The organism is Pseudomonas sp. JC1203, assembly GCF_056175065.1.
Map to the genome: position 1 here is coordinate 25,710 of NZ_JBWCAM010000020.1, position 19,696 is coordinate 45,405.

The window sequence follows — 19,696 nt, forward strand, 5'->3', positions numbered from 1 at the left end:
AGGGCTCAAGCCTGCATGATCGGCAAGAATCCGCCCAATACCCATCCACCAATGAGCGGATATCCGCCGACCCGTAGCAGCTGCCGCCAGGCTGCGTCCGGCCTCTGCGCGGTCCGACCGCCAATGCGCGGCGGCTGCGGACGCGGCCTACGACCGCTGCTACGGGGCCACGTGTACCTCGTCGATCGCGTCGTCTGCATCGCGGCCAAGGCCGGCTCCTACCACGGGCGGCGTAGGAGCCGACTTTAGTCGCGATGCAGGCGGTGCGGTTTTTGTCAGGCCAGGAAGTCTTCGCGCTGCAGGCCGTGGCGCTGCATCTTCTCGTTGAGGGTGCGGCGCGGCAGTTGCAGTTCCGCCAGCACCGCCTTGATGTCGCCACGGTGGCGGTGCAGGGCGGCGCGCAGGCACTGCGCCTCGAAGGCTTCCTGCTGTGCGGCCAGGGAGCTGCCGACGCTGGCGGCCGCTGGTGCTTCGGGTGCTTCAAGGCCCAAGGCATGGCGCTCGGCGGCGTTCGCCAGTTCGCGAACGTTGCCGGGCCAGTCATGGCTGAGCAGTTGCGCCAGGCGCGCGGCGCTGAGCCGTGGCACTTCGCGGCCAGCCCGGGCGGCGCTGTGGGCAGCGAAATGCTCGAACAGCAGGGGGATGTCTTCGCGCCGGTCGCGCAGCGGCGCCAGGCGCAATTCGGCCACGTTCAGGCGGTACGCCAGGTCCTCGCGGAAGCGCCCGGCGCGGGCTTCCTGCAGCAGGTCCGGCTTGGTGGCGGCGACAATGCGCACATCGATGGCGATGCTCTGGTTGGAGCCCAGGCGTTCCAGCGTCTGCTCCTGGATCACGCGCAACAGCTTGGCCTGCTGGGCCAACGGCAGGCTCTCGATTTCGTCGAGGAACAGCGTGCCGCCATGGGCATGTTCCAGCTTGCCGATGCGCTTGCCCTGGGCACCGGTGAACGCACCGCTTTCGTGGCCGAACAGCTCGGCCTCGAACAGTACTTCGGGGATGGCCGCGCAATTGACTGCCACGAACGGTTTCGTCGCCCGCGGCCCGCATTCGTGCAGGCAGCGGGCCACGCGTTCCTTGCCGCTGCCGGTCTCGCCGCGAATCAGCACGTTCACCGGCAGGCCGGCCAGGTCGAGGATCTGCCGGCGCAGCTGCTGCATGCCTGGCGAATACCCCAGCAGGTCGGCCTGCAGCCGGTCCTGGTGAGTGGCGCGGGCTTGCAGCTGGCGGTTCTCCAGCACCAGTGCACGTTTGTCGAGGGCACGGCGCAGGCTGCTCATCAGCGTGTCGGGGCTGAACGGTTTTTCCAGAAAGTCATAGGCACCCCCTTGCAGTGCCTGCACCGCCATGGGCACGTCGCCATGGCCGGTGAGCAGGATCAACGGCAACTGCGGGTCGCGTGCCTGCAGCTGTTCCAGCAGTTGCAGGCCGTCCATGCCCGGCATGCGCACGTCGCTGATGACCACGCCGGGGAAATCCGCGCCCAGCGCTGCCAGGCAAGCTTCGGCGCGCTCATGGGTGGTGACGGTGAAGCCGGACAGGGTCAGCCACTGGGTCACGGCGTCGCGGATGCTGGCGTCGTCATCGACCACTATCACCTCATGCAAAGGCGTTGCGTTCATGGGGCCTCCGGTTCGGTGGGCATGACCAGCGTGAGGATAGCGCCGTTGCCTTGGTTGGCGGCGCTCAGGTGGCCGCCGCTTTCGTGGGCAATCGCGTAGGACACGGCCAGCCCCAGCCCCAGGCCGTCGCCCACCGGCTTGGTGGTGAAGAAGGGGTCGAATACCGTGGCCAGGTGTTCCGGGGCGATGCCGCCGCCGCTGTCCGCCACCGATACACGCCAGTGCCCGGCTTCTGCATCGATGCGCACTTCCAGGCGGCGCTGGGGCTTCTGGCTCATGGCGTCGAGGGCATTGCGCAGCAGGTTGATCAGCACTTGTTCCAGGCGGATCGGGTCACCGCGTACCCACGCTGGCCGAGTCAGGTGCAGCACTGTGCTGACCCGTTCCTGGCGGATGCGCGGCTCCAGCAGCTGCAGGGCCTGGTCCACCACCTCGGCGAGATCGACACGCTCGCGCAGGCCTGCCGGGCTCTTGCGCGCGAAGGTCTTCAAGTGCCCGGTAAGTGCGGCCATGCGCGTGAGCATCTGTTCAAGTGGCAGCAGCGCTTGGTAGGCGTCGTCCACGCGGCCGTGGTCCAGCAGCAGGCGCAGGGTGGCCAGCTGCATGCGCTGGGCGGTCAACGGCTGGTTGATCTCGTGGGCAAGGGCCGCCGACATCTGCCCCAGGGCTGCCAACTTGGCGGCCTGCACCAGGCCGTCCTGGGCGGTTTGCAGCTCGCGGGTGCGCGCCTGCACCAGCGCCTCCAGCTCCTCCCGGCTGCGCTGGCGCAGCCGGCCCAGGCGCCAGCGCTGGTACAGGAACAGCGCCAGGAACACCAGGCTCAACCAGCCGCCGGCTGCGGCCAGGGCTGCGTTGCGGGCGTCCTCGGCGGCCAGTTGCGGTTTGCGCAGCAGGTGCAGGGTCCAGCCCTCGCTGGTCAGCGGCAGCGACTCCCACAGGTAGTCGGCGCTACCGCCCGGGCCATCGACCCGGGCCAGCTGGCTGTCGCCGTCGAAGGCCTGCAACGGCTTCACCTTCAAGGGGCTGAGGGGCTGGCGGTCGTACTGACGGGTGCTGGCCAGCTCGGCCTGGTCAGCGGCGCTCAGCGGCCTGAGCTGGCGGTAGCGCCAGCCTGGCTGGTTGGCGATGAAGACGATGCCGCGCGCATCACTGACCAGCAGGGTGTCGCTGCCCTGGCGCCATTCGCGCTCAAGTTCGGGGAACTCCAGCTTGACCACCATGGCGCCCAGGAACCCGCCACGCTCGTCCTTTACCGCGCTGGACAGGAAGTAGCCCGGCACCCCGCTGGTCACGCCCACGGCATAGAAACGGCCGCTGCCCTGGCTGCGGGTCTGCAGGAAGTAGGGGCGGAAACCGTAGTTCTGGCCCACGTAGCTGGTGGGCAGTTGCCAGTTGCTGGCCGCCACGGCCAGGCCGCTGTGGTCGAGCAGCTCCAGGGTGGAGGACTGCGCTGCCTGGTTGATTTTTTCCAGCTTGCGGTTGAGCGCGTCGCGGGTGCTGGCGTCCACCGGGCCCTGGAGCGCTGCGATCAGTTGCGGGTCCAGCGCCAGCACGGCGGGCAGGCTGCGGTACCGCTCGATCAGGGTGTGTAGCGAATTGGCGTACAGCCCCAGTTGCTGATGGGCGCGGCCAGCTTCCTCGGCCATGGCCAGGCGCTGGGCGTGCCGCATGGCCAGCAGGGCAGAGGCCAGGGTGCCGGTGATGATCAGCAGGGCTATCAGGGGCAGGCGCAGGGCGCGAAACGGGGGACGCATGGGCATCGCCAATCGGTTGGGGGGCAAAACCATAGCATGATGGGCGGGTGTGTAACTTTGTCGCACATCATTGGTAATACTTCGCCGGGGCCTGAGTTTCCCCAATATTCCGGGAAATGCGCGGCGCTTTCGGACGCGGCCTGCCGGCCGCTGCTACGGGACTTTGACGAACCCGTAGCAGCTGCCGCAGGCGGCGTCTCCTACAGCAACGTAAAGCTCTGCTGCTTGACGTGCTGCGAGTCCAGGCCGATCTGTACCTGGAACTCCCCTGGCTCTGCCGCGTACTTGAGCTGCGGGTTGTAGAACTTCAGGTCGTCCTCGGTAAGGGTGAAGCGCACGGTTTTCTCCTCGCCGGGCTGCAGGGTGACCTTCTCGAAGTTCTTCAGCTCCTTGATCGGGCGCGCCATGGAAGCCACCACGTCATGCACGTACAGTTGCACCACCGTGGCACCGGCCACCTTGCCGGTGTTCTTCACGGTGACGCTGGCGGTGACGTTGCCGCCGCGCTTGAGCGTGGTGCTGGACAGGCTCACGTCCGAGAGGCTGAAGTCGGTGTAGCTCAGGCCATAGCCGAAGCTGTACAGCGGCCCGGTTTCCTCGTCGAAATACTGCGAGGTGTAGTTGCCGGGCTGGCCTGCGGTGAACGGCCGGCCAATGGTGAGGTGGCTGTAGTACACCGGAATCTGCCCCACAGAGCGTGGGAAACTGATAGGCAGCTTGCCCGACGGGTTATAGTCGCCGAACAGCACGTCGGCGATGGCGTTGCCACCCTCGGTGCCCGAGAACCAGGTTTCCAGCATGGCGTCGGCCTGCTTCTGTTCGTCCACCAGCGACAGCGGGCGGCCGTTCATCAGCACCAGCACCAGCGGCTTGCCGGTGGCCTTCAAGGCCTTGATCAAGGCCTTCTGGGTGTTGGGCAACGCCAGGGTGGTACGGCTGGCTGACTCGTGGGACATGCCCCGCGCCTCACCCACCGCTGCCACGATCACATCGGCCTGTTCGGCGGCCTTCACCGCCTCGGCGATGATTTCGCCGGCGGGGCGCTTGTCGATGCTTACCTCTTCGCGGTCGAAGATGATGCGGTTGAGGAAGGCGATGGCGTCCTGGTTGTCAGTGACGTTGGCGCCCTTGGCGTAAATGATTCTGGCGCGGTCGCCCACGGCGTTCTGCAGGCCGTGCAGCAGGGTCACCGACTGGTCGGGTTTGCCGGCTGCCGACCAGCTGCCCATCATGTCGATCGGCGCATCGGCCAGGGGGCCCACCAGGGCGATGGTGCCTTGCTTCTTCAGCGGCAGGGTGTGGTCGTGGTTCTCCAGCAGGACCATGCTGGTGCGCGCCACTTCCCGCGCGGCCTGGCGGTGCAGGCGGCTGTCGGCATAGGTGTCGGCCGGGTCATCGCTGGCCTTGCCGATGCGGCGGTACGGGTCCTGGAACAGCCCCAGGTCGTACTTGGTACCCAGTACCTCGCGCACGGCATTGTCGATGTCGGCCTGGCTCACCTCGCCGGACTTCACCAGCCCCGGCAGCTCCTTGCCGTACACCTGGTCGTTCATGCTCATGTCGATGCCGGCCTTGATCGCCAGCTTCGCCGCCTCGCGGTCGTCGCGGGCCACGCCGTGCTTGATCAACTCGTGGATGGCGCCGTGGTCGCTGATGGTAATGCCCTTGAAGCCCCAGTCCTTGCGCAGCAGGTCCTGCATCAGCCAGGTGTTGGCGGTGGCGGGCACGCCGTTGATGGAGTTCAGCGCCACCATCACTCCGCCGGCACCGGCGTCGATGGCGGCGCGGTAGGGCGGCAGGTAATCCTGGTACATGCGCGTGGGGCTCATGTCGACGATGTTGTAGTCGCGGCCGCCTTCCACGCCGCCATACAGCGCGAAGTGCTTCACCGCGGCCATGACGCTGTCGGGCGCGGCGACGTTGTCGCCCTGGTAGCCCTTGACCATCACCTTGGCGATGCGCGACACCAGGTAGGTGTCTTCGCCGAAGCCTTCGCTGGTGCGGCCCCAGCGCGGGTCGCGGGCGATGTCCACCATCGGCCCGTAGGTCATGTCCAGGCCATCGGCAGCGGCTTCCAGGGCGGCAGTGCGCGCGCTGAGGGCAATGGCGCTCATGTCCCAGCTGGACGCCAGGGCCAGGCTGATGGGGAAGATGGTGCGCTGGCCGTGAATCACGTCATAGGCGAAGAACATCGGGATCTTCAACCGGCTGCGCTGCATGGCCGCGTCCTGCATGGGGCGGTTCTCGGCGCGGGTCACCGAGTTGAAGGTACCGCCGATGTGCCCGGCGGCAATCTCGTCGCGAATTTGCTCGTGGGTCATTTCCGGGCCGATGGAAATCAGCCGCAGCTGGCCGATTTTCTCGTCCAGGGTCATGCGCTTCATCAAGTCGGCGATGAACGCTTCCTTGGTCTTGAGTGGAGACGGGGCGGTGGCCGCCATGGCCGGTGGAAAGGCCAGGCTTGTAATGATGCCCAGCAGACACAGCTTCTTCATGAATTGCTCTCGTCATGGCTTGCGGTGGTTCGCGAAGGAAAACAGGCGAGCCCAAGAAGGTGGAACGAATATTTTTGTAATGTGCGCGCTTCTTTTAGCCCATTGGGGGGCGGCAATCCAGAGTTGTTTTGCCCAAGGTCGCATTCAGGCCGTGGCTGTCGGCCAGGACGCAGGCGAGCAGCCGCAGGCGTTGCAAGTAGGATAAAACCTACGCTCTGACAGACAAGGCAGTAGGACTACGTAACTGTTTACTTAAGTTTTTGTAGGTTTTCTCTGCCGTTCTTGAAAGTCAATGCAGCGCGTTTAGGGGATTTATAAGCAGGTATTTCTGCGCGTTGTTTTTCCCTCTGTGCTTATTTAAGGTGCCCGCTTGTGCTGGTCCATGAGCAGGTAACCCGCATGCATATGACCCCACGGGAGAAGGAAGTCCTGAACCTTTTGCTGGCAGGTTCCACCAACAGGGAAATCGCCGAATTACTGGGTATCAGTGCCTATACCGTGCGTGATCACGTGTCGGCGCTGCTGCGCAAGGGGCGCGCCCGCAACCGCACGGAACTGGCCATGTCGCCGTTGCCGTCGGCGCCCGTCGCGGCCACTGCCAGGCATGGGTGTGTGTTTAGCTGATCGAGTTTGGGAAAACTGAAATGCTGGTGTTATTGATAGGCGAGCTGATGCTGGCCATTGCCGTTGTAGGGTTGTGCGTGTTCCGCATAGGTGCAGGTTCGGGCCTGGGCAGGGAAGCGCTGCTGCAACGGGTGGTGATGTTCTATTCCGCGGTGTTGATGGGCATTGGCGGGGTGGCTGCGGCGGCATGGTGAGGGCAGTTGCGTCGGGAAAATGAACAAGTCCGTGCCCTGGCAGGGCAAAGCCCCGTAAAATGCGCGCATCCTTTACTTTGCCCAGGCTTTCCGATGTCCGCCCCTGCTGCCAGCCTCAAGACCGCGTCCGACCCGCGCGCCACGTTCCTCGACCTGCTGGGCGCAAGCCTTGCGCAGGATGCCCTGGTCAAGCTGGTGCTGGCCAGGCACGTGGGCGCCGAGGCGCAGTTGCAGAAGGTGATCATCAAGCCGGTGACGGTGAAGGAGCAGGCCTGCCTGTCGTTCGTCTACCGCTACCAGACCCGCGACATCACCAAGAACCTGCCGCTGGACGAAGCCGTGGCGCTGATTGCCGAGTTGCTGCCGGCAAGCTTCAAGAACGCGCACCTGCTCACCCTTACCGATGAGGTGCAACTGGAGTTCAGCAAGAAGAACAAACCCATGCTGCACCGCAACGCCACGCAGCAGCCACGCCAGGCGGCATCGGCCGAGCATGACCGCGAGAAGAAGCGCTACCTTGAGCTGAGCCGGCCGTTCCTGGTGGACCTGGGGGTGACCAACAAGCAGCATGAGCTGATCCCGGCCATGTCGCGCAAGTGGAAGCAGATCAACAAGTTCATCGAGGTGTTTTCCCACGCCTTCGCCGGGGCGCCGATCGCCGCAGAGCAGCCGGTGCGCGTGGCCGATTTCGGCTCGGGCAAGGGCTACCTGACCTTCGCCATCCACGACTACCTGCGCAACACCCTGGGCCGCGAAGGGCAGGTCACCGGCGTGGAGTTGCGCGAAGACATGGTCACCCTGTGCAACACCGCCGCCGCGCGCCTGGAGCACCCGGGCCTGGTGTTCGAGCACGGTGACGTTCGCACCGTGGTGCCCAGCGCCATCGACGTGATGATTGCCCTGCACGCCTGTGACATCGCCACCGACTACGCCATTCACACCGGCATCCGTACCGGCGCGGCCATCATCATGTGCTCGCCGTGCTGCCACAAGCAGATCCGCCTGCAAATCCAGAGCCCCGGGCTGCTCAAGCCCATGCTGCAGTACGGCCTGCATTTGGGCCAGCAGGCTGAAATGGTCACCGACAGCCTGCGCGCCCTTTACCTGGAGGCCTGCGGCTATGACACCAAGGTGTTCGAGTTCATCTCGCTGGAGCACACCAACAAGAACAAGATGATTCTTGCGGTGAAGCGCGCCGAGCCCCAGGACCCACGTGCGCTGCTGGAAAAGATCGAGGCGCTGAAGGCGTTCTACGCTATCCAGGAGCACTGCCTGGAAACCCTGCTCAAGGCCGACGGCCTGATCTGACGCTGCTGTTTCCGACGCCAGCGTAGGACAGTTCTTTTTTGCCGTCCGGGGCTTGATGTCGGATAGGCACCCCCTGCGTACCCCTGAACACTCGCCCCTTTTATTGGGCGAGGTGTTCACATGGTCAATGGCATTTACTTCCTGGCGCTGCTTTGCTGCGGCGCGGGCCAGGCCTGGGCGCAAGACGCGCCCAGCGACCCCGACTACCCGCTGCAAACCTACCTGCACCAAAGCAACGTGCCCTCGGTGTGGGCACGCTACACCGGCCAGGGCGTGCGCATTGGCCAGTTCGAGGCGCACGGCAAGGCCCACAAGAAAGCCTTCGCCTATCACCACGCAGACCTGCTGCCCAACGTCGACCCGCATTGGCAGGCCAATAGTGTGCCTTGGCTATGGGCCAGCAAGGCCAGCGTCGACAAGCATGCCGAGCACGCCAGCAGCGTGGCCGCCGTGATGGTGGCCGCGCGCAATGACCAGGGCACCGTGGGCGTGGCGCCCCAGGCGACCATTGGTGGCCATTGGGTGAGCGGGCAACTGGAGACGCTGGCCAAGCTTGCGCGCTATCACGTGGCCAACCTCAGTTGGGGCGCCACCGGGCGTTTCGAACCGGTGCTGGACGTACCCGCCATCGGCGCGGTGCCGGTGCAGTACCGCCGGGCGTTGAGCGAGGGGCGCGGGGGGCTTGGCACGGTCATCGTGATGAGCGCGGGCAACGACCGCCAGGCCGGCGGCAACGCCAATTACGCCAGCCTGAGCAACATGCGCGGCAACATCATGGTTGCCGCCACTTGCCCGCCACCGCGCAGCGAACCCTGCGCGGCGTCAGGTTTTTCCAGCCCCGGCGCCAACCTGCTGGTGAGCGCCCAGGGCGTGGGCGTGTTTACCCGGGTGGGCCTGCCCCAGGCGGGCACCAGCCTGGCGGCGCCGATTGTCAGCGGCATCGTCGCGCTGATGCTGCAGGCCAACCCACGGCTGGGCTACCGCGATGTGCAGGACATCCTCGCACTTACCGCCCGGCAGGTGCGCGACCCTTCCACTGTGTGGCAATACAACGCCGGCCGGCACTGGAACGGCGGTGGCATGCACGTAAGCCACGACTACGGTTACGGTGAGGTCGACGCCCAGGCTGCGGTGCGCCTGGCGCAGGACTGGCCGGCGCACCAGCGGTTTGCCAACGAGGCGTTGCTGGAACAGCCGCTCACCAGCAGCAGCGGCGAGTTCGCCATTCCTGACCATGACACGGGTGGGCTCAACTACAGCATGGCCATGGAAGACGCGCGCCTGCGCATCGAATACGCCTTGGTGGAGGTGAAGCTTGCCCACCAGCGCCCGGGGGATCTGCAACTGGTGCTGGTCTCGCCTTCGGGCACCCGCTCGGTGCTGATGGACCGCCCTGGCAAGCCGCCTGCCGACGCGACACACCCGGGCGACCTGCGCTTTCATCGCAAGGGCAGCGTTACCTTCGTCTTCAACACTGCGCGCCTGCGTGGCGAGCCGGCGAATGGCGAGTGGCGCTTGCAGGTCCTCGACCTGGCCCAAGGCAGCACCGGGGTGCTGAAAGGCTGGCGCCTGAACCTGTTCGGGCGGTTGGACAATGGCAACGATCATTACGTGTACACCAACGAGTTCGCCTCGCTGCACGCGCCTGCACGCAGCGTGCTGCACGACGTGAATGGCGGCATCGACACGCTCAATGCCGCTGCCATCAGCAGTGCCTCGGTGATCGACCTGGACCGTGGCGAGGCGCGCCTGGCGGGGCGTGCGGTGCGTCTGGAAAACCCCGGGCAGCTGGAGCACCTGATAGGTGGTGATTACGCCGACACGCTGACCGGCAATGCCGCCAACAACGCGCTATTGGGTGGCTATGCCGATGACCTGCTGCAAGGCGGCGCCGGTGACGACTGGCTGGACGGCGGGGCTGGGCGCGACACGCTGAGTGGCGGCCCGGGCCGGGACCGCTTCGTTATTCACGCGCGGGCCGAAGACGGCGATAGCGTGCTGGATTTCGAGCCAGGGCAGGACCGTCTGCTGTTCAGTGGTTTCGCCGAGGGCGTGCGCCCGGTGTTTACCCGCAGCGGCGAAGATACGCAGGTGGCGTTGCCACAAGGGCAGGTCGTGAGCCTGCGCCATGTGCTGCCCGAACAGCTGCGTGACAGCGATTGGCAGCGGTTAGCCGAAGCGCCGGCGCTGGACCTGCTGGGTGCAGGCCTGCCGCCATTCTAGCGCTTGCGTTTTACCGCTGGCTTGGGCACTGGCACGTTCAGCGACGGCGCGCCCAGCGGGTGGCTGGTGGCGTCGAAGAACTGCACCTCCCGACCAGCGAACAGGCGGGTGAAATACTGTTTCTGGCTGAGAACCCAAGCGTCGCTCAGCGGGAAGATCGACACCGCCAGTTGCTGCACGCCGGCCTGCTCGATGGCGTCCAGCAGGTAGCGGTCCTGTTCGCCCAGGCTGTGCCCGAACAGGCACAGCGGGCCCTGGTGTTGCGCCAGTTGCGCGTGGCACCAGCTGAGGTAATCGGACTGGCGAATGGCACGCAGCTTGTCCTCGCGGCGGCCTTCGTTGACGAACAGCGGCACCTCGCCGGGCTGGTTGATGGCAAAGCCATCCAGCAAACCGCTGCCCACGGCATTGCGCTTGCGTGTAGTGCCATCGGCCTGGCGAATCAGGTGCAAGCCGCCGTGCAGGTGCAGCACGCGGGTGGCGTCGCTGCGCACCCGGCGCACGTCGAAGCCCTGGTCCACATCGAACAGTTCGTCGAAACCTTCGGGGGCCTGCTCCACGGCCCAGGTCACCAGCAGGTCGTAGTTGCTCGAATACACCGTGGTGTAGTCGCGCAGGTGGCGAGCGATGGCCTGCAAGCCCTCGGTTGGCACCAGCCGGAACGGAATGTGGGCGCTGCGCATGGCGTGGATCAGCGCTTCCTTGATCGCGTAGTAGCGGTTCAGCGGCGCCGAGGCACTGATGGCCAGCGCGGCGTTGACGCGCACGGTGGTGTTGAGCGCGCTCAGCACCTGCTCGAAATTCTCGGTGCCCATGGACTTGAACAGCGCCAGGTCAGTCTGGCCCAGGGGTTTGTTGCGCACTTTCTGCGCGCGCTCGAACAGCGAGTCATAGGCGAAGTTGCGCCACATGGCACGGCTGGCACCGTTGCCAAGCAACAGGCCGGTGCAGTGAAAGGGCAGCTGCGGCCATTGGCCCAGGCTGGCGTCGAAAGCGTCGAGTTCCATGGCGTGCGTCTTGCTCGGGATCGGTTACAGGGCGCGACTGTACCATGGGGTGCGGGCGGGGAAACCGTCTTGTCATATTCGTCGCGGACTATGCTGGTCTCTTTTGACCTTGCAGGAAGCTCCCATGTCGCTACGTTGGCTTGTCACCGCCATGTTCATGACTACCGCTGCCATGGCCCATGCCCAGGCGCCAACGGGCGAGGCGCTGGCCAAGGCCGCCGGCATTCCCTGGCCGGCCGTCATCGCCCACCGCGGCGCCTCCTATGACGCCCCGGAGTCCACCCGCGCCTCCTACCTGCTGGCGCGCGAACTGGGCGCCGACTACCTGGAAATGGACCTGCAGCGCACCCGCGACGGCCAGCTGATTGCCCTGCATGACACCAACCTGGGGCGCACCACCGACATCGCGACGAAATTCCCCGGGCAGAAGGACCAGCCTGTCAGCCAGTTCACCCTGGCGCAGTTGAAGACCCTGGACGCCGGCAGTTGGTACAACACCGCTTACCCTGACCGTGCGCGCCCGGCGTACGCAGGGCTGAAGATCCAGACGCTGGACGACATCATCGACCTGGCCGATCAGGACCCCGCGCACCGCCCCGGGCTGTACATCGAGACCAAGGCGCCGCTGCTGTTCCCCGGCATCGAAAAGGAGCTCACCGCCAAATTGATCCAGCGTGGCTGGCTGACCGCGGCCGGCGAGGTCGCCCCGGGGCACCGCGTGGTGCTGCAGACCTTCGAGAAAAGCAGCCTGAGCCTGCTCAACCAGTTCATGCCCAAAGTGCCCAAGGTGCTGCTGTTGTGGGTAGGCGAGGGCAGCATCGAGCCGGCTTCGGCAGAAGCCTACAACCCCGCCAGCGGCGAAACCAAGGCTGCCTACTACGCCCGCCAACAGCCCCGCGACCATGCCGCGTTCGAACAGTGGCTGGACTTCGCCAAGGCCAACGGCGCCATCGGCACCGGCCCATCGGCGGCCCTGACCCAGGGCGGCGACCAGAGTTACATGGACCTGGTGCAACCCTGGATGAACCAGCTCACCCACGCCAAGGGCATGCTCGTGCATGTCTACACCGTGGATGACCCGGTGGATTACCAAAAGGTCATGGACGCCGGCGTGGACGGCATCTTCACCAACCGCAGCAGCGAACTACTGAAGTTCTACCACCGCCCGGCCAGCCGCACCGTGCCGGAGATCCTGCAGGCAAACGGCTATTGATCCACCCTGACCCAGCGAGCTTTTACGGCCCCAACAGCTCGCTGGCAAGCCAGCTCCCACAGGACGTAGCAGCTGCCGAAGGCTGCGTCCCGGGCCCACCTCCGCGAATGCGCTACCCGCAACGCGGCCTGCCCGTGGGCCGCCCAGATGAGCGACAGGCACCCAGGTTCACAGGTCCGACCGCTCCTTGCGCAGCGTGGCGATGGTGCGGTTGATGTAGTCGGCGTTGCGGTCCAGGGTTTCGAGGGCGCTGCGCACATTCTCGGCAATGTCCTCGGCCTCCCAGCGCACCTCAACCCACAGGGCCAGCTCCTCGACCGCAGCGGCGATTGCCAGCTGGTTTTCATACAGCTTGTCCAATAACGCGGGTTGCAGCAGCTGGTCCGTCATGCCGAGCTCCTTTTTTCACAGGGTAGCGGGAAGGTCTTAACGGTACTGACCTGTGGGGTTTGTAATCGTTCTATCGTGTTGGTGAGGTGGATCCATTGAGCAGATATTATGGGCAATGGACAATCAGTGTGCATGGCCATGCTGCCAATTCTGGTCACGCAGATGGTTGAAGTTGATGCAGTCGACACCTTTACGTGCAGCGAACACCGAAAAACGCAGGTCGTCGGTGAGGATCAGGTAACTGCCCTTCGCCGCTACCAGCAAGCCCGTGTCGGCCAGCCCGTAAGCTGCAAAACCGTCGGCATGTGATATCTCGCTGGCTGGATCGATCAGACAGTGCGGATCTTCATCGCCTTCACCTTGCCCGTTTCCGAGTCGACGCTGAAGACCTTGTACTTACGGGTGAACGGGGAGCGCCCTGAAAGTGCAGCGCCGAGGCCGTGCAAAGGGCTTTTATCGGGGACATTGAAGCCCAGGGTGATCAGCCACAGGTTGTGTGCGTCATCCAGTTCGACTTCCTCCAGAAGCAGCTCCTGCAGTTCAGTGTCGTCGGCAAGAAAATCTACCGCAGCATTCTTGGCGACTTGAACAGCTTCCTTCACGTCAAGCATGGCGTGGGCTCCTGAAGTGTGGGGTGGCGAGTATATCATTGCAGGGGGTGGCTCCTTGGGGGCAGGAGAGCGTTTCAACGCTCACAGGGTAGGCGCCCCAGTCAAACATGCTTAGCCAAGCATTTCGTTAGTCCGCGTCTCCATTGCCTGTGGGACGGATCCGAGACTAACAATTCTGGCGCATCCGCTTTCAATACAGGTCGATTCATTATTTGTGCATCGCGTTACAACTGGCCTATAACGTTAGCTGGCTACGTTTCCATTTCTATCGCACCCACAACAACAATGACCACACTCAACAACCCCATCCCCGCCCAGCCCTCATCCGCTACCGCCAAATCCCTGCGCCGTCGCTCGCTGTTCGCCGCTTGCGGCGCCCACGCGGTGCACGATGGCCTGACCGACCTTATCTATGTGCTGCTGCCCATCTGGCAGGCACAGTTTGGGTTGAGCCTGGCCCAGGTGGGGCTGTTGCGCGGGGCGTATTCAGGGACCATGGCCGGCTTGCAGTTGCTGGCCAGCCGTGCGGCGCGGCGCTGGGGCAGGGAGCGGCTGCTGGTGGGCGGCACGGCGCTGGCGGGGCTGGCGTACCTGCTGGTAGGCCAGGCGGGTGGCCTGGTGGCTTTGCTGGTGGCGCTGATGCTGGGCGGGTTGGGTGCCAGCGCCCAGCACCCGTTGGCGTCATCGCTGGTTACCGACAGCCATGAAGCGGGCGGTGGGGTGAAGGAGGCGCTGTCGCAGTACAACTTTGCCGGCGATATCGGCAAAACCTTGATCCCGGGCCTTGTGGGCCTGCTGTTGACGGTGATCAGCTGGCGCGCCAGCGCCACCCTGATCGGCGTGCTGGGCATTGCTGCGGCCGCAGTGCTCTGGTGGCTGATCCCCAGCCGGGCAGTGGCTGCCCTTCATGCCGGGAAAAGCACGACACCCTCTGCGGGCGCGGGCTCTGTCACCGGCTTGCGCGCGCTGCTGGCCACCGGCACGCTGGACAGCGCCGTGCGCATGGGCTTCCTGACCTTCCTGCCATTCCTGCTGCAAAGCAAGGGCGCGGGCAGCGCCGGCATCGGCCTGGCGTTGATGCTGCTGTTCATTGGTGGCGCGTTCGGCAAACTGCTGTGCGGCTACCTGGGCGCGCGCATCGGCATGATGAAGACCGTGTGGCTGACCGAGACCACCACTTCGGTGCTGATCGTACTGGCAGTGTTCCTGCCGCAGTTCGCCTTGATGGCGATGTTGCCGCTGCTGGGGCTGGCGTTGAATGGCACGTCATCGGTGCTCTACGGCGCCGTGCCGGAACTGGCCGGTGCCGGCAGGCGCGAACAGGCTTTCGCGCTGTTCTACACCGGCACCATTGGCGCGGGCGCGCTGGCGCCGGTGCTGTTCGGTCGGCTGGGGGACGCTACTGGTATACCGGTGGCAGTGATGACCCTGGCGGGAATGTTGTTGCTGACGGTGCCGTTGGCGTGGGTGGTGGAGCGCGAAACTCGGGAAAAGGGTTGAACTCGGGGAAATAAGCCGCTGCTGCGTTTCTGGAATGGGCGTGCAAGATCTGCCGAAAATCTTCAGAACGCACGAAGGCCAGCGCAGCCTGGCGGCAGCGGCTACTGGTGTTTGAATATTCTGGGGGAGTATCAGGCGGCATCAGCAGCAGGGCTGACGCTTGCCTTGGACGGTTTCACTGGCTCAGGACGAGTAGCGAACCGTGGGGGAATGCTGGAGCGGGTGAAGGGAATCGAACCCTCGTTATCAGCTTGGGAAGCTGGAGTAATGCCATTATACGACACCCGCTGAACGCGGTTCACTTTTTACCAGAACTCGCCGGTCAATTGAAGCCTTTTATCCGCCCAAGGCGGAATTTGCCGGCCGGCCGCTGCGGTTGTTGCGCTTCTTTGCCTGGTTATCGGGCGTCGAGCAGCAAGCACAGCGGTCGGCAGGCCGGGCGTTCAGATGGCCAGCGCATGGTGACCGTCGAACGGGCGGTAGCGGATACGGCTTTGTTGCTGGCTGGGCTTGAGGAAGTCCATCAGGGCCAGGCGGGTGTCGCGGCAGGCTGCCTTGTGTTCCATGTCAAGGAAGTGCCCGGTGCTCTGGATGGTGGCGAACTCGGTCCGTGCCACGTGGTTGGCGAAATGCCGTGCTTCATGGGCGGTGGTGTATTCGTCCCATTCACCGTTCATGAACAGCACCGGTACATTGATTTTCGCCGCGGCGTGCAGGGCGTTGCCCAGGTCGTGCTGGAGTACTTCGCTGATGTGGAAGTGCATCTGCGCGTACTCATGGTCGTCGAGACTGCTGACGTGCCGGTAGTTGAAGCGTTTGAACAGCGACGGCAGGTGCTTGCCGATGGTGTCGTTGACCAGGTGCCCGACCTTGTGGCGGTCGCAACGGCCCAAGTAGTGGGCACCACGCTCCAGGTAGTCGCGCATCGGCTCGTTGAGCACCGGCGAGAACGAGCTGATCACAGCCTTTTCGATACGCTTTGGCTGGTGGGCCAAGGCCAGCAGCGCACAGGCGCCGCCCCAGGAAAAGGACATTACGTGTTCAGCGTTGAAGTGGTCGATCAGCTCCACCAGGATCTGGCCTTCCTCTTCCTTTGTCAGTGCACGGTGGTGCACGTTGTGGGGCTTGGATTTACCGGCGTAGGGCTGGTCGTACAGCACTACGTTGAACTGAGGATGCAGATTGCGCACTGTCTGGGCAAATGACGCGGTAGTGGCCAGCGACCCATTGACCAAAATGATGGTCTTCTCAGCGGCATCCGCGCGATAGAACTCCGTGTAAACCCGATACTGACCCTGTATATCCAGCACAGCGATTTCTGGCCTCATGTCGTAAGACTCCTGGCAAAAAAAACGGGTACTCGCGCAAGCGACTCTGCACGCAAGACTCTGCACGCAATTTGTGACAGGTAGGCAATTGCCTGGGAATTTTTTGCCCATGTCGATCCGTACAATCTGGTCGACGGGTATTGTTATAAGCGGGCGATCTGCTGGTTCTCGGTCCGATGAAAGCTACCGGTTGCCAGCAAAAAGGTTTCTTAGAATATGGTGGTGACTGCCGAGTCACATGTGGACCGACGATTGGATTCAAGCAGGCCGATGACGTCTGCGCAAGTACCGTTGGCACAATGTCAGTGAGGTTTCTGCCCGGCGGTAAGACGCCTAGATTTGCTGAATCTCTTCAGCGCTCAGCGCCCGGTACTGGCCCGGCGACAGCTCTGGATCAAGGGTTAGCGGACCCATTTGCTCACGATGTAGCCGTAACACCTTGTTTTGAAAGTGACCGAACATTCGCTTCACCTGGTGGTACCGCCCCTCGACGATGGTCAGGCGGGCGCTACGCGGCCCCAACAGCTCCAGTTTCGCCGGTTGGGTGGTGAGGTCTTCGAAGGCAAAATAAATTCCGCGTTCGAAGGTCTCGATGTAGCGCGCATCGATCAACTGCTCGGTTTCAACGTAGTACACCTTGCCTAGCTTCGTCTGCGGCTGGGTGAGGCGGCGCGACCACTGCCCGTCGTTGGTGAGCAGCATCAGCCCCGAGGTGTTGTAGTCCAGGCGCCCCGCCAGGTGCAGGTCGTGCTTGTCTGGCTCGTCCAGCAGGTCCAGCACCGTGGGGTGCTGCGGGTCTACCGTGGCGCTGACGCAGCCCATGGGCTTGTGCAGCATGAAGTAGCGCGCCGGGCGCCCGGCTTGCAGCACCTGGTCGTCGAGCGTTACCTGGCTGAACTCGCGCACCTCGTGGTGAGGGTCGCCGGTGGCCACGCCATCGACGCGCACGCGCCGCTCCACCAGCAACAGGCGCACCTGCTTGCGGTTGAGCTGGGGCAGGTTGCTCAGGAAGCGGTCGAGGCGCATGCCGGCCCTTGGGGTGGCAGTTGGTCCAGCACCTGGGCGCAGCGCGGGCACAGGCAGGCCTTGTCGCGCAGCGCCTGGGGCAGGGCGGCGAGTACGCTGGGGTCAATGCTCACACCGTAGCACCAGCAGGGCCGGGTGGCGGTGCGTGGGTCGGCCAGGCTGCAGGCGTTGGTGGCGCCACAGGCCGGGCACAGGCTGACATCATTCATGACAGGATTGGGGCAACTCGCTGCGCACGCAATTGCGTCCGCTCTGTTTGGCGCGATACAGCGCATGGTCGGCGCGGTTGAGCAGGGTGTGCAGGGTGTCGTCCGACTGCAGCCCGGTCACGCCGACGCTGGTGGTGATTTTCAGCGATTTGCCGCCATAGGGGAAGGTGTATTCCTCGGTGTGCCGACGAATCTTCTCGGCAGCCTGCAGGGCATCGGCGCCGGGCGTGGCGCGCAGCAGCACTATGAACTCTTCGCCACCCCAGCGGCAGAGAATGTCGGAGTGGCGCAGGCTTGTGCGCAGCACCTCGGCGAAACCCTTCAGCACTTCGTCGCCGGCCAGGTGGCCGTGGCTGTCATTGAGTTGCTTGAAGTGGTCCAGGTCCAGCAGCAACGCCGCCAGCGGCTGGGTGTCGCGCATGGCTTCGTTGATGGCCTGGGTGGCCAGCAGGTCGAAGCCGCGGCGGTTGGGCAGGCCGGTCAGGGTGTCGCAAGTAGCCAGCAGCTCAAGGCGCTGCTGGTAGCGGCTGATCACGCGCTTGAGCAAGGCCAGCACCAGCGCGGTCACCAGCAGGCAGATCATCAGGTTCAGGTACAACGACTGGCGGATGTCGCCCAGGGCGTTGTCTTCGCGCTTGTCGACGAACAGGTACCAGTCGAGCTCAGGGATAAAGCGCACGTTAAGGTAGTGCTGGGCGCCGTCGGCCAGGTATTCGTGGTTGCCGCCGGTGGGCTTCGGCATTTGCGCCAGCAACTCGCCTAGGCCCGGCACCGCGCTCAAGGCCTGGCCGCTGCGCGCGCCTTGCGGGCCGCCGTGGGTACCGGTGAGCACGATGCGCCCCTGGCGGTCGACGAAGTACACGCGGCGCTGGTAGCGCTGCTCGTAGTCCTCGATCAGCCCCACCACGGCATTCACTTGCAGGCCCACGCCGGCGGCGCCGATGAAGCGGTCCTGGTAGTCGAACACCTTGTAGTTGATGAAGATGGTGAGGGCGTCGTGGTTGGCCATGTCGACGTCGACGTTGATCTCGTAGGGCGTGGCCATGTTGCGCACGCGGTAGTACCAGGCGTCGCGCGGCTCGTCGGCCTGCACCTTCTTCAGCACGCCCTTGGCCTGGTAGTAGGTGTGGCTGGCGTTGGAGACGAAGAAGGCGGTGTAGGCGCCGTAGTGCGTCATCACTTCCTGCAGGTAGCGGGTTATCTGCTGCGGGTCGCGCTCGCCGGCCAGCACCCAGTCGCGCATGAAGGTGTCGCGCGACATCATCGAAGAGATGAGCACCGGGCGCACCAGGTCTTTCTGGATTTCGGAGTACACCGTGTCGCTGGTCAGGGGCAGTTCGGTGTTGACGATGTTGTCGCGGATCGAGCTGCGCGAAGCGTAGTAACTCAACAAAGAGGTCAGCACGAAGCCGCTGGTCAGCAGTACCACCAGGGTCAAGATCAACGAGCGCTGGGAGAGCGTGGTGAGGCGGGGCGGCATAGCAAATCCATTGGCTGTAGACCGGTGCGGCATTCTAGGGGAAAGCGACGTCGCACGGGAAATGCAGGCCTAAAGTACTAGACGGCAATGAGAGTGTTTCGATGTTGTAGCAAATTATTTCCGCGATGGCACTGAGTCGGGTTTCACCTGTCTTAATCTATGCCGATCGCTATATTTTGCTCGGCGCCGACCAGCGTCGCTGGTTCGAGCTGTCCAGCGGTCCGGGAGGCCGCCATGAAAACGAGACTTCTGCTGCTAGTGTTGCTGGGTCTGTTGACCACCGCCTGTGCACCTTACGAGGGGCCAGCCTATTACCGAACCGACGTGTATGCCGGTAGTGCCTACCCATCCGGCTACTACCCCTACGGGCCGACGTATTACAACTCTGGTTACTACATTCGCTCGCCGCGGTATTACGCGCCGCCGCCTCATTACTACCGCCCGCCGCCCGGCCCCGGTTACCGTCCCGTTGGTTGGGGTGGCCCGGGCTGGGGTGGGCACCGCCCGCCCGGCCCACCACCGGGCCGCGGCCCTGGCCGGGGTGACTGGCGCGGCCATGGTGGCTATGACAACCACCGTGGCTATGATAACCACCGTGGCGCGGACGGCCCTGGCCGCAGGTGATGCCTGCCGACGCGACCTGGCGGCCGCTGCTACGCAAACCCCCGCACAGCGGCCCCCCCGCCCCGGCCCCCCCGGGGGATAAAAAACAGAC

The 19,696-nt window shown here is 64.4% G+C and carries 18 protein-coding genes and 1 tRNA gene; 8 read left to right on the forward strand and 11 right to left on the reverse strand.

Translation table 11 applies throughout. From position 1 onward, the window contains the following. Window positions 1-275: 275 nt before the first annotated feature. The 3 genes from AC0SZ7_RS25290 to bglX form a co-directional block, all read right to left on the reverse strand. Window positions 276-1,619 carry a sigma-54-dependent transcriptional regulator gene (locus tag AC0SZ7_RS25290; protein ID WP_475506944.1) on the reverse strand — a complete coding sequence of 448 codons (1,344 nt, stop codon included), beginning with the start codon at window positions 1,617-1,619 and terminating at the stop codon, window positions 276-278. Next, a complete protein-coding gene (locus AC0SZ7_RS25295) occupies window positions 1,616-3,373 on the reverse strand; it encodes an ATP-binding protein (protein WP_475506945.1) in 1,758 nt (585 codons plus the stop codon). The genes AC0SZ7_RS25290 and AC0SZ7_RS25295 overlap by 4 nt, the downstream gene beginning before the upstream one ends. 200 nt (window positions 3,374-3,573) lie before the next feature. Beyond that, window positions 3,574-5,868, reverse strand: coding sequence for a beta-glucosidase BglX (bglX, locus tag AC0SZ7_RS25300; RefSeq protein ID WP_475506946.1), 2,295 nt, complete (start codon window positions 5,866-5,868; stop codon window positions 3,574-3,576). Window positions 5,869-6,267: 399 nt separating this feature from the next. On the opposite strand from bglX, the gene AC0SZ7_RS25305 reads away from it, so the two are divergent. The 4 genes from AC0SZ7_RS25305 (at window position 6,268) to AC0SZ7_RS25320 (ending at window position 10,217) form a co-directional block, all read left to right on the forward strand. Next, window positions 6,268-6,492: a response regulator transcription factor gene (locus AC0SZ7_RS25305; protein ID WP_475506947.1), complete on the forward strand. Its 225-nt coding sequence runs from the start codon at window positions 6,268-6,270 to the stop codon at window positions 6,490-6,492. A 20-nt stretch (window positions 6,493-6,512) separates the two neighbouring features. Further along, window positions 6,513-6,686: a hypothetical protein gene (locus AC0SZ7_RS25310; RefSeq protein ID WP_475506948.1), complete on the forward strand. Its 174-nt coding sequence runs from the start codon at window positions 6,513-6,515 to the stop codon at window positions 6,684-6,686. Window positions 6,687-6,779: 93 nt separating this feature from the next. Further along, complete coding sequence (locus tag AC0SZ7_RS25315) at window positions 6,780-7,994, forward strand: class I SAM-dependent methyltransferase (RefSeq protein WP_475506949.1); 1,215 nt, start codon at window positions 6,780-6,782, stop codon at window positions 7,992-7,994. Between the two features lie 120 nt (window positions 7,995-8,114). Continuing rightward, the gene (locus tag AC0SZ7_RS25320) at window positions 8,115-10,217 is read left to right on the forward strand and encodes a S8 family serine peptidase (RefSeq protein ID WP_475506950.1); all 2,103 of its coding nucleotides are present in this window, start codon (window positions 8,115-8,117) and stop codon (window positions 10,215-10,217) included. Here the strand turns inward: AC0SZ7_RS25320 and AC0SZ7_RS25325 are convergent. Then, window positions 10,214-11,224, reverse strand: coding sequence for a DUF4917 family protein (locus AC0SZ7_RS25325; RefSeq protein ID WP_475506951.1), 1,011 nt, complete (start codon window positions 11,222-11,224; stop codon window positions 10,214-10,216). The two genes, AC0SZ7_RS25320 and AC0SZ7_RS25325, sit on opposite strands and share 4 nt — an antisense overlap. Window positions 11,225-11,348: 124 nt before the next feature. Here AC0SZ7_RS25325 and AC0SZ7_RS25330 point away from each other — a divergent pair, with 124 nt between their 5' ends. Continuing rightward, window positions 11,349-12,437, forward strand: a complete 1,089-nt coding sequence (locus AC0SZ7_RS25330) for a glycerophosphodiester phosphodiesterase (protein WP_475506952.1) — start codon at window positions 11,349-11,351, stop codon at window positions 12,435-12,437. A 168-nt stretch (window positions 12,438-12,605) separates the two neighbouring features. Here AC0SZ7_RS25330 and AC0SZ7_RS25335 read toward each other — a convergent pair whose 3' ends face one another. After that, window positions 12,606-12,827, reverse strand: a complete 222-nt coding sequence (locus AC0SZ7_RS25335) for a hypothetical protein (protein WP_475506953.1) — start codon at window positions 12,825-12,827, stop codon at window positions 12,606-12,608. A gap of 132 nt (window positions 12,828-12,959) precedes the next feature. Between AC0SZ7_RS25335 and AC0SZ7_RS25340 the strand changes: the two genes are divergently transcribed. Continuing rightward, window positions 12,960-13,136 carry a hypothetical protein gene (locus AC0SZ7_RS25340; RefSeq protein WP_475506954.1) on the forward strand — a complete coding sequence of 59 codons (177 nt, stop codon included), beginning with the start codon at window positions 12,960-12,962 and terminating at the stop codon, window positions 13,134-13,136. A 20-nt stretch (window positions 13,137-13,156) separates the two neighbouring features. Here the strand turns inward: AC0SZ7_RS25340 and AC0SZ7_RS25345 are convergent, their stop codons facing one another. Further along, window positions 13,157-13,438, reverse strand: coding sequence for a hypothetical protein (locus AC0SZ7_RS25345; protein ID WP_475506955.1), 282 nt, complete (start codon window positions 13,436-13,438; stop codon window positions 13,157-13,159). A 285-nt stretch (window positions 13,439-13,723) separates the two neighbouring features. On the opposite strand from AC0SZ7_RS25345, the gene AC0SZ7_RS25350 reads away from it, so the two are divergent. Continuing rightward, window positions 13,724-14,938, forward strand: a complete 1,215-nt coding sequence (locus AC0SZ7_RS25350) for an MFS transporter (RefSeq protein ID WP_475506956.1) — start codon at window positions 13,724-13,726, stop codon at window positions 14,936-14,938. Between the two features lie 214 nt (window positions 14,939-15,152). Here AC0SZ7_RS25350 and AC0SZ7_RS25355 read toward each other — a convergent pair. From AC0SZ7_RS25355 to AC0SZ7_RS25375, 5 genes are all read right to left on the reverse strand, one after another. Beyond that, a tRNA-Gly gene (locus AC0SZ7_RS25355) sits at window positions 15,153-15,226 on the reverse strand. A gap of 155 nt (window positions 15,227-15,381) precedes the next feature. After that, entirely contained in the window at window positions 15,382-16,266 is an 885-nt protein-coding gene (locus AC0SZ7_RS25360; protein ID WP_475506957.1) for an alpha/beta fold hydrolase, read from the reverse strand. A 333-nt stretch (window positions 16,267-16,599) separates the two neighbouring features. Beyond that, a complete protein-coding gene (locus AC0SZ7_RS25365; RefSeq protein WP_475506958.1) occupies window positions 16,600-17,292 on the reverse strand; it encodes a pseudouridine synthase in 693 nt (230 codons plus the stop codon). Next, a complete protein-coding gene (locus tag AC0SZ7_RS25370; protein ID WP_475506959.1) occupies window positions 17,271-17,501 on the reverse strand; it encodes a cysteine-rich CWC family protein in 231 nt (76 codons plus the stop codon). The genes AC0SZ7_RS25365 and AC0SZ7_RS25370 overlap by 22 nt, the downstream gene beginning before the upstream one ends. Beyond that, entirely contained in the window at window positions 17,494-18,981 is a 1,488-nt protein-coding gene (locus AC0SZ7_RS25375; RefSeq protein WP_475506960.1) for a sensor domain-containing diguanylate cyclase, read from the reverse strand. The genes AC0SZ7_RS25370 and AC0SZ7_RS25375 overlap by 8 nt, the downstream gene beginning before the upstream one ends. A 234-nt stretch (window positions 18,982-19,215) precedes the next feature. Between AC0SZ7_RS25375 and AC0SZ7_RS25380 the strand changes: the two genes are divergently transcribed. Next, window positions 19,216-19,605 (forward strand): hypothetical protein, encoded by a 390-nt coding sequence (locus tag AC0SZ7_RS25380; RefSeq protein ID WP_475506961.1) that lies wholly within the window; start codon window positions 19,216-19,218, stop codon window positions 19,603-19,605. Window positions 19,606-19,696 lie beyond the last annotated feature (91 nt).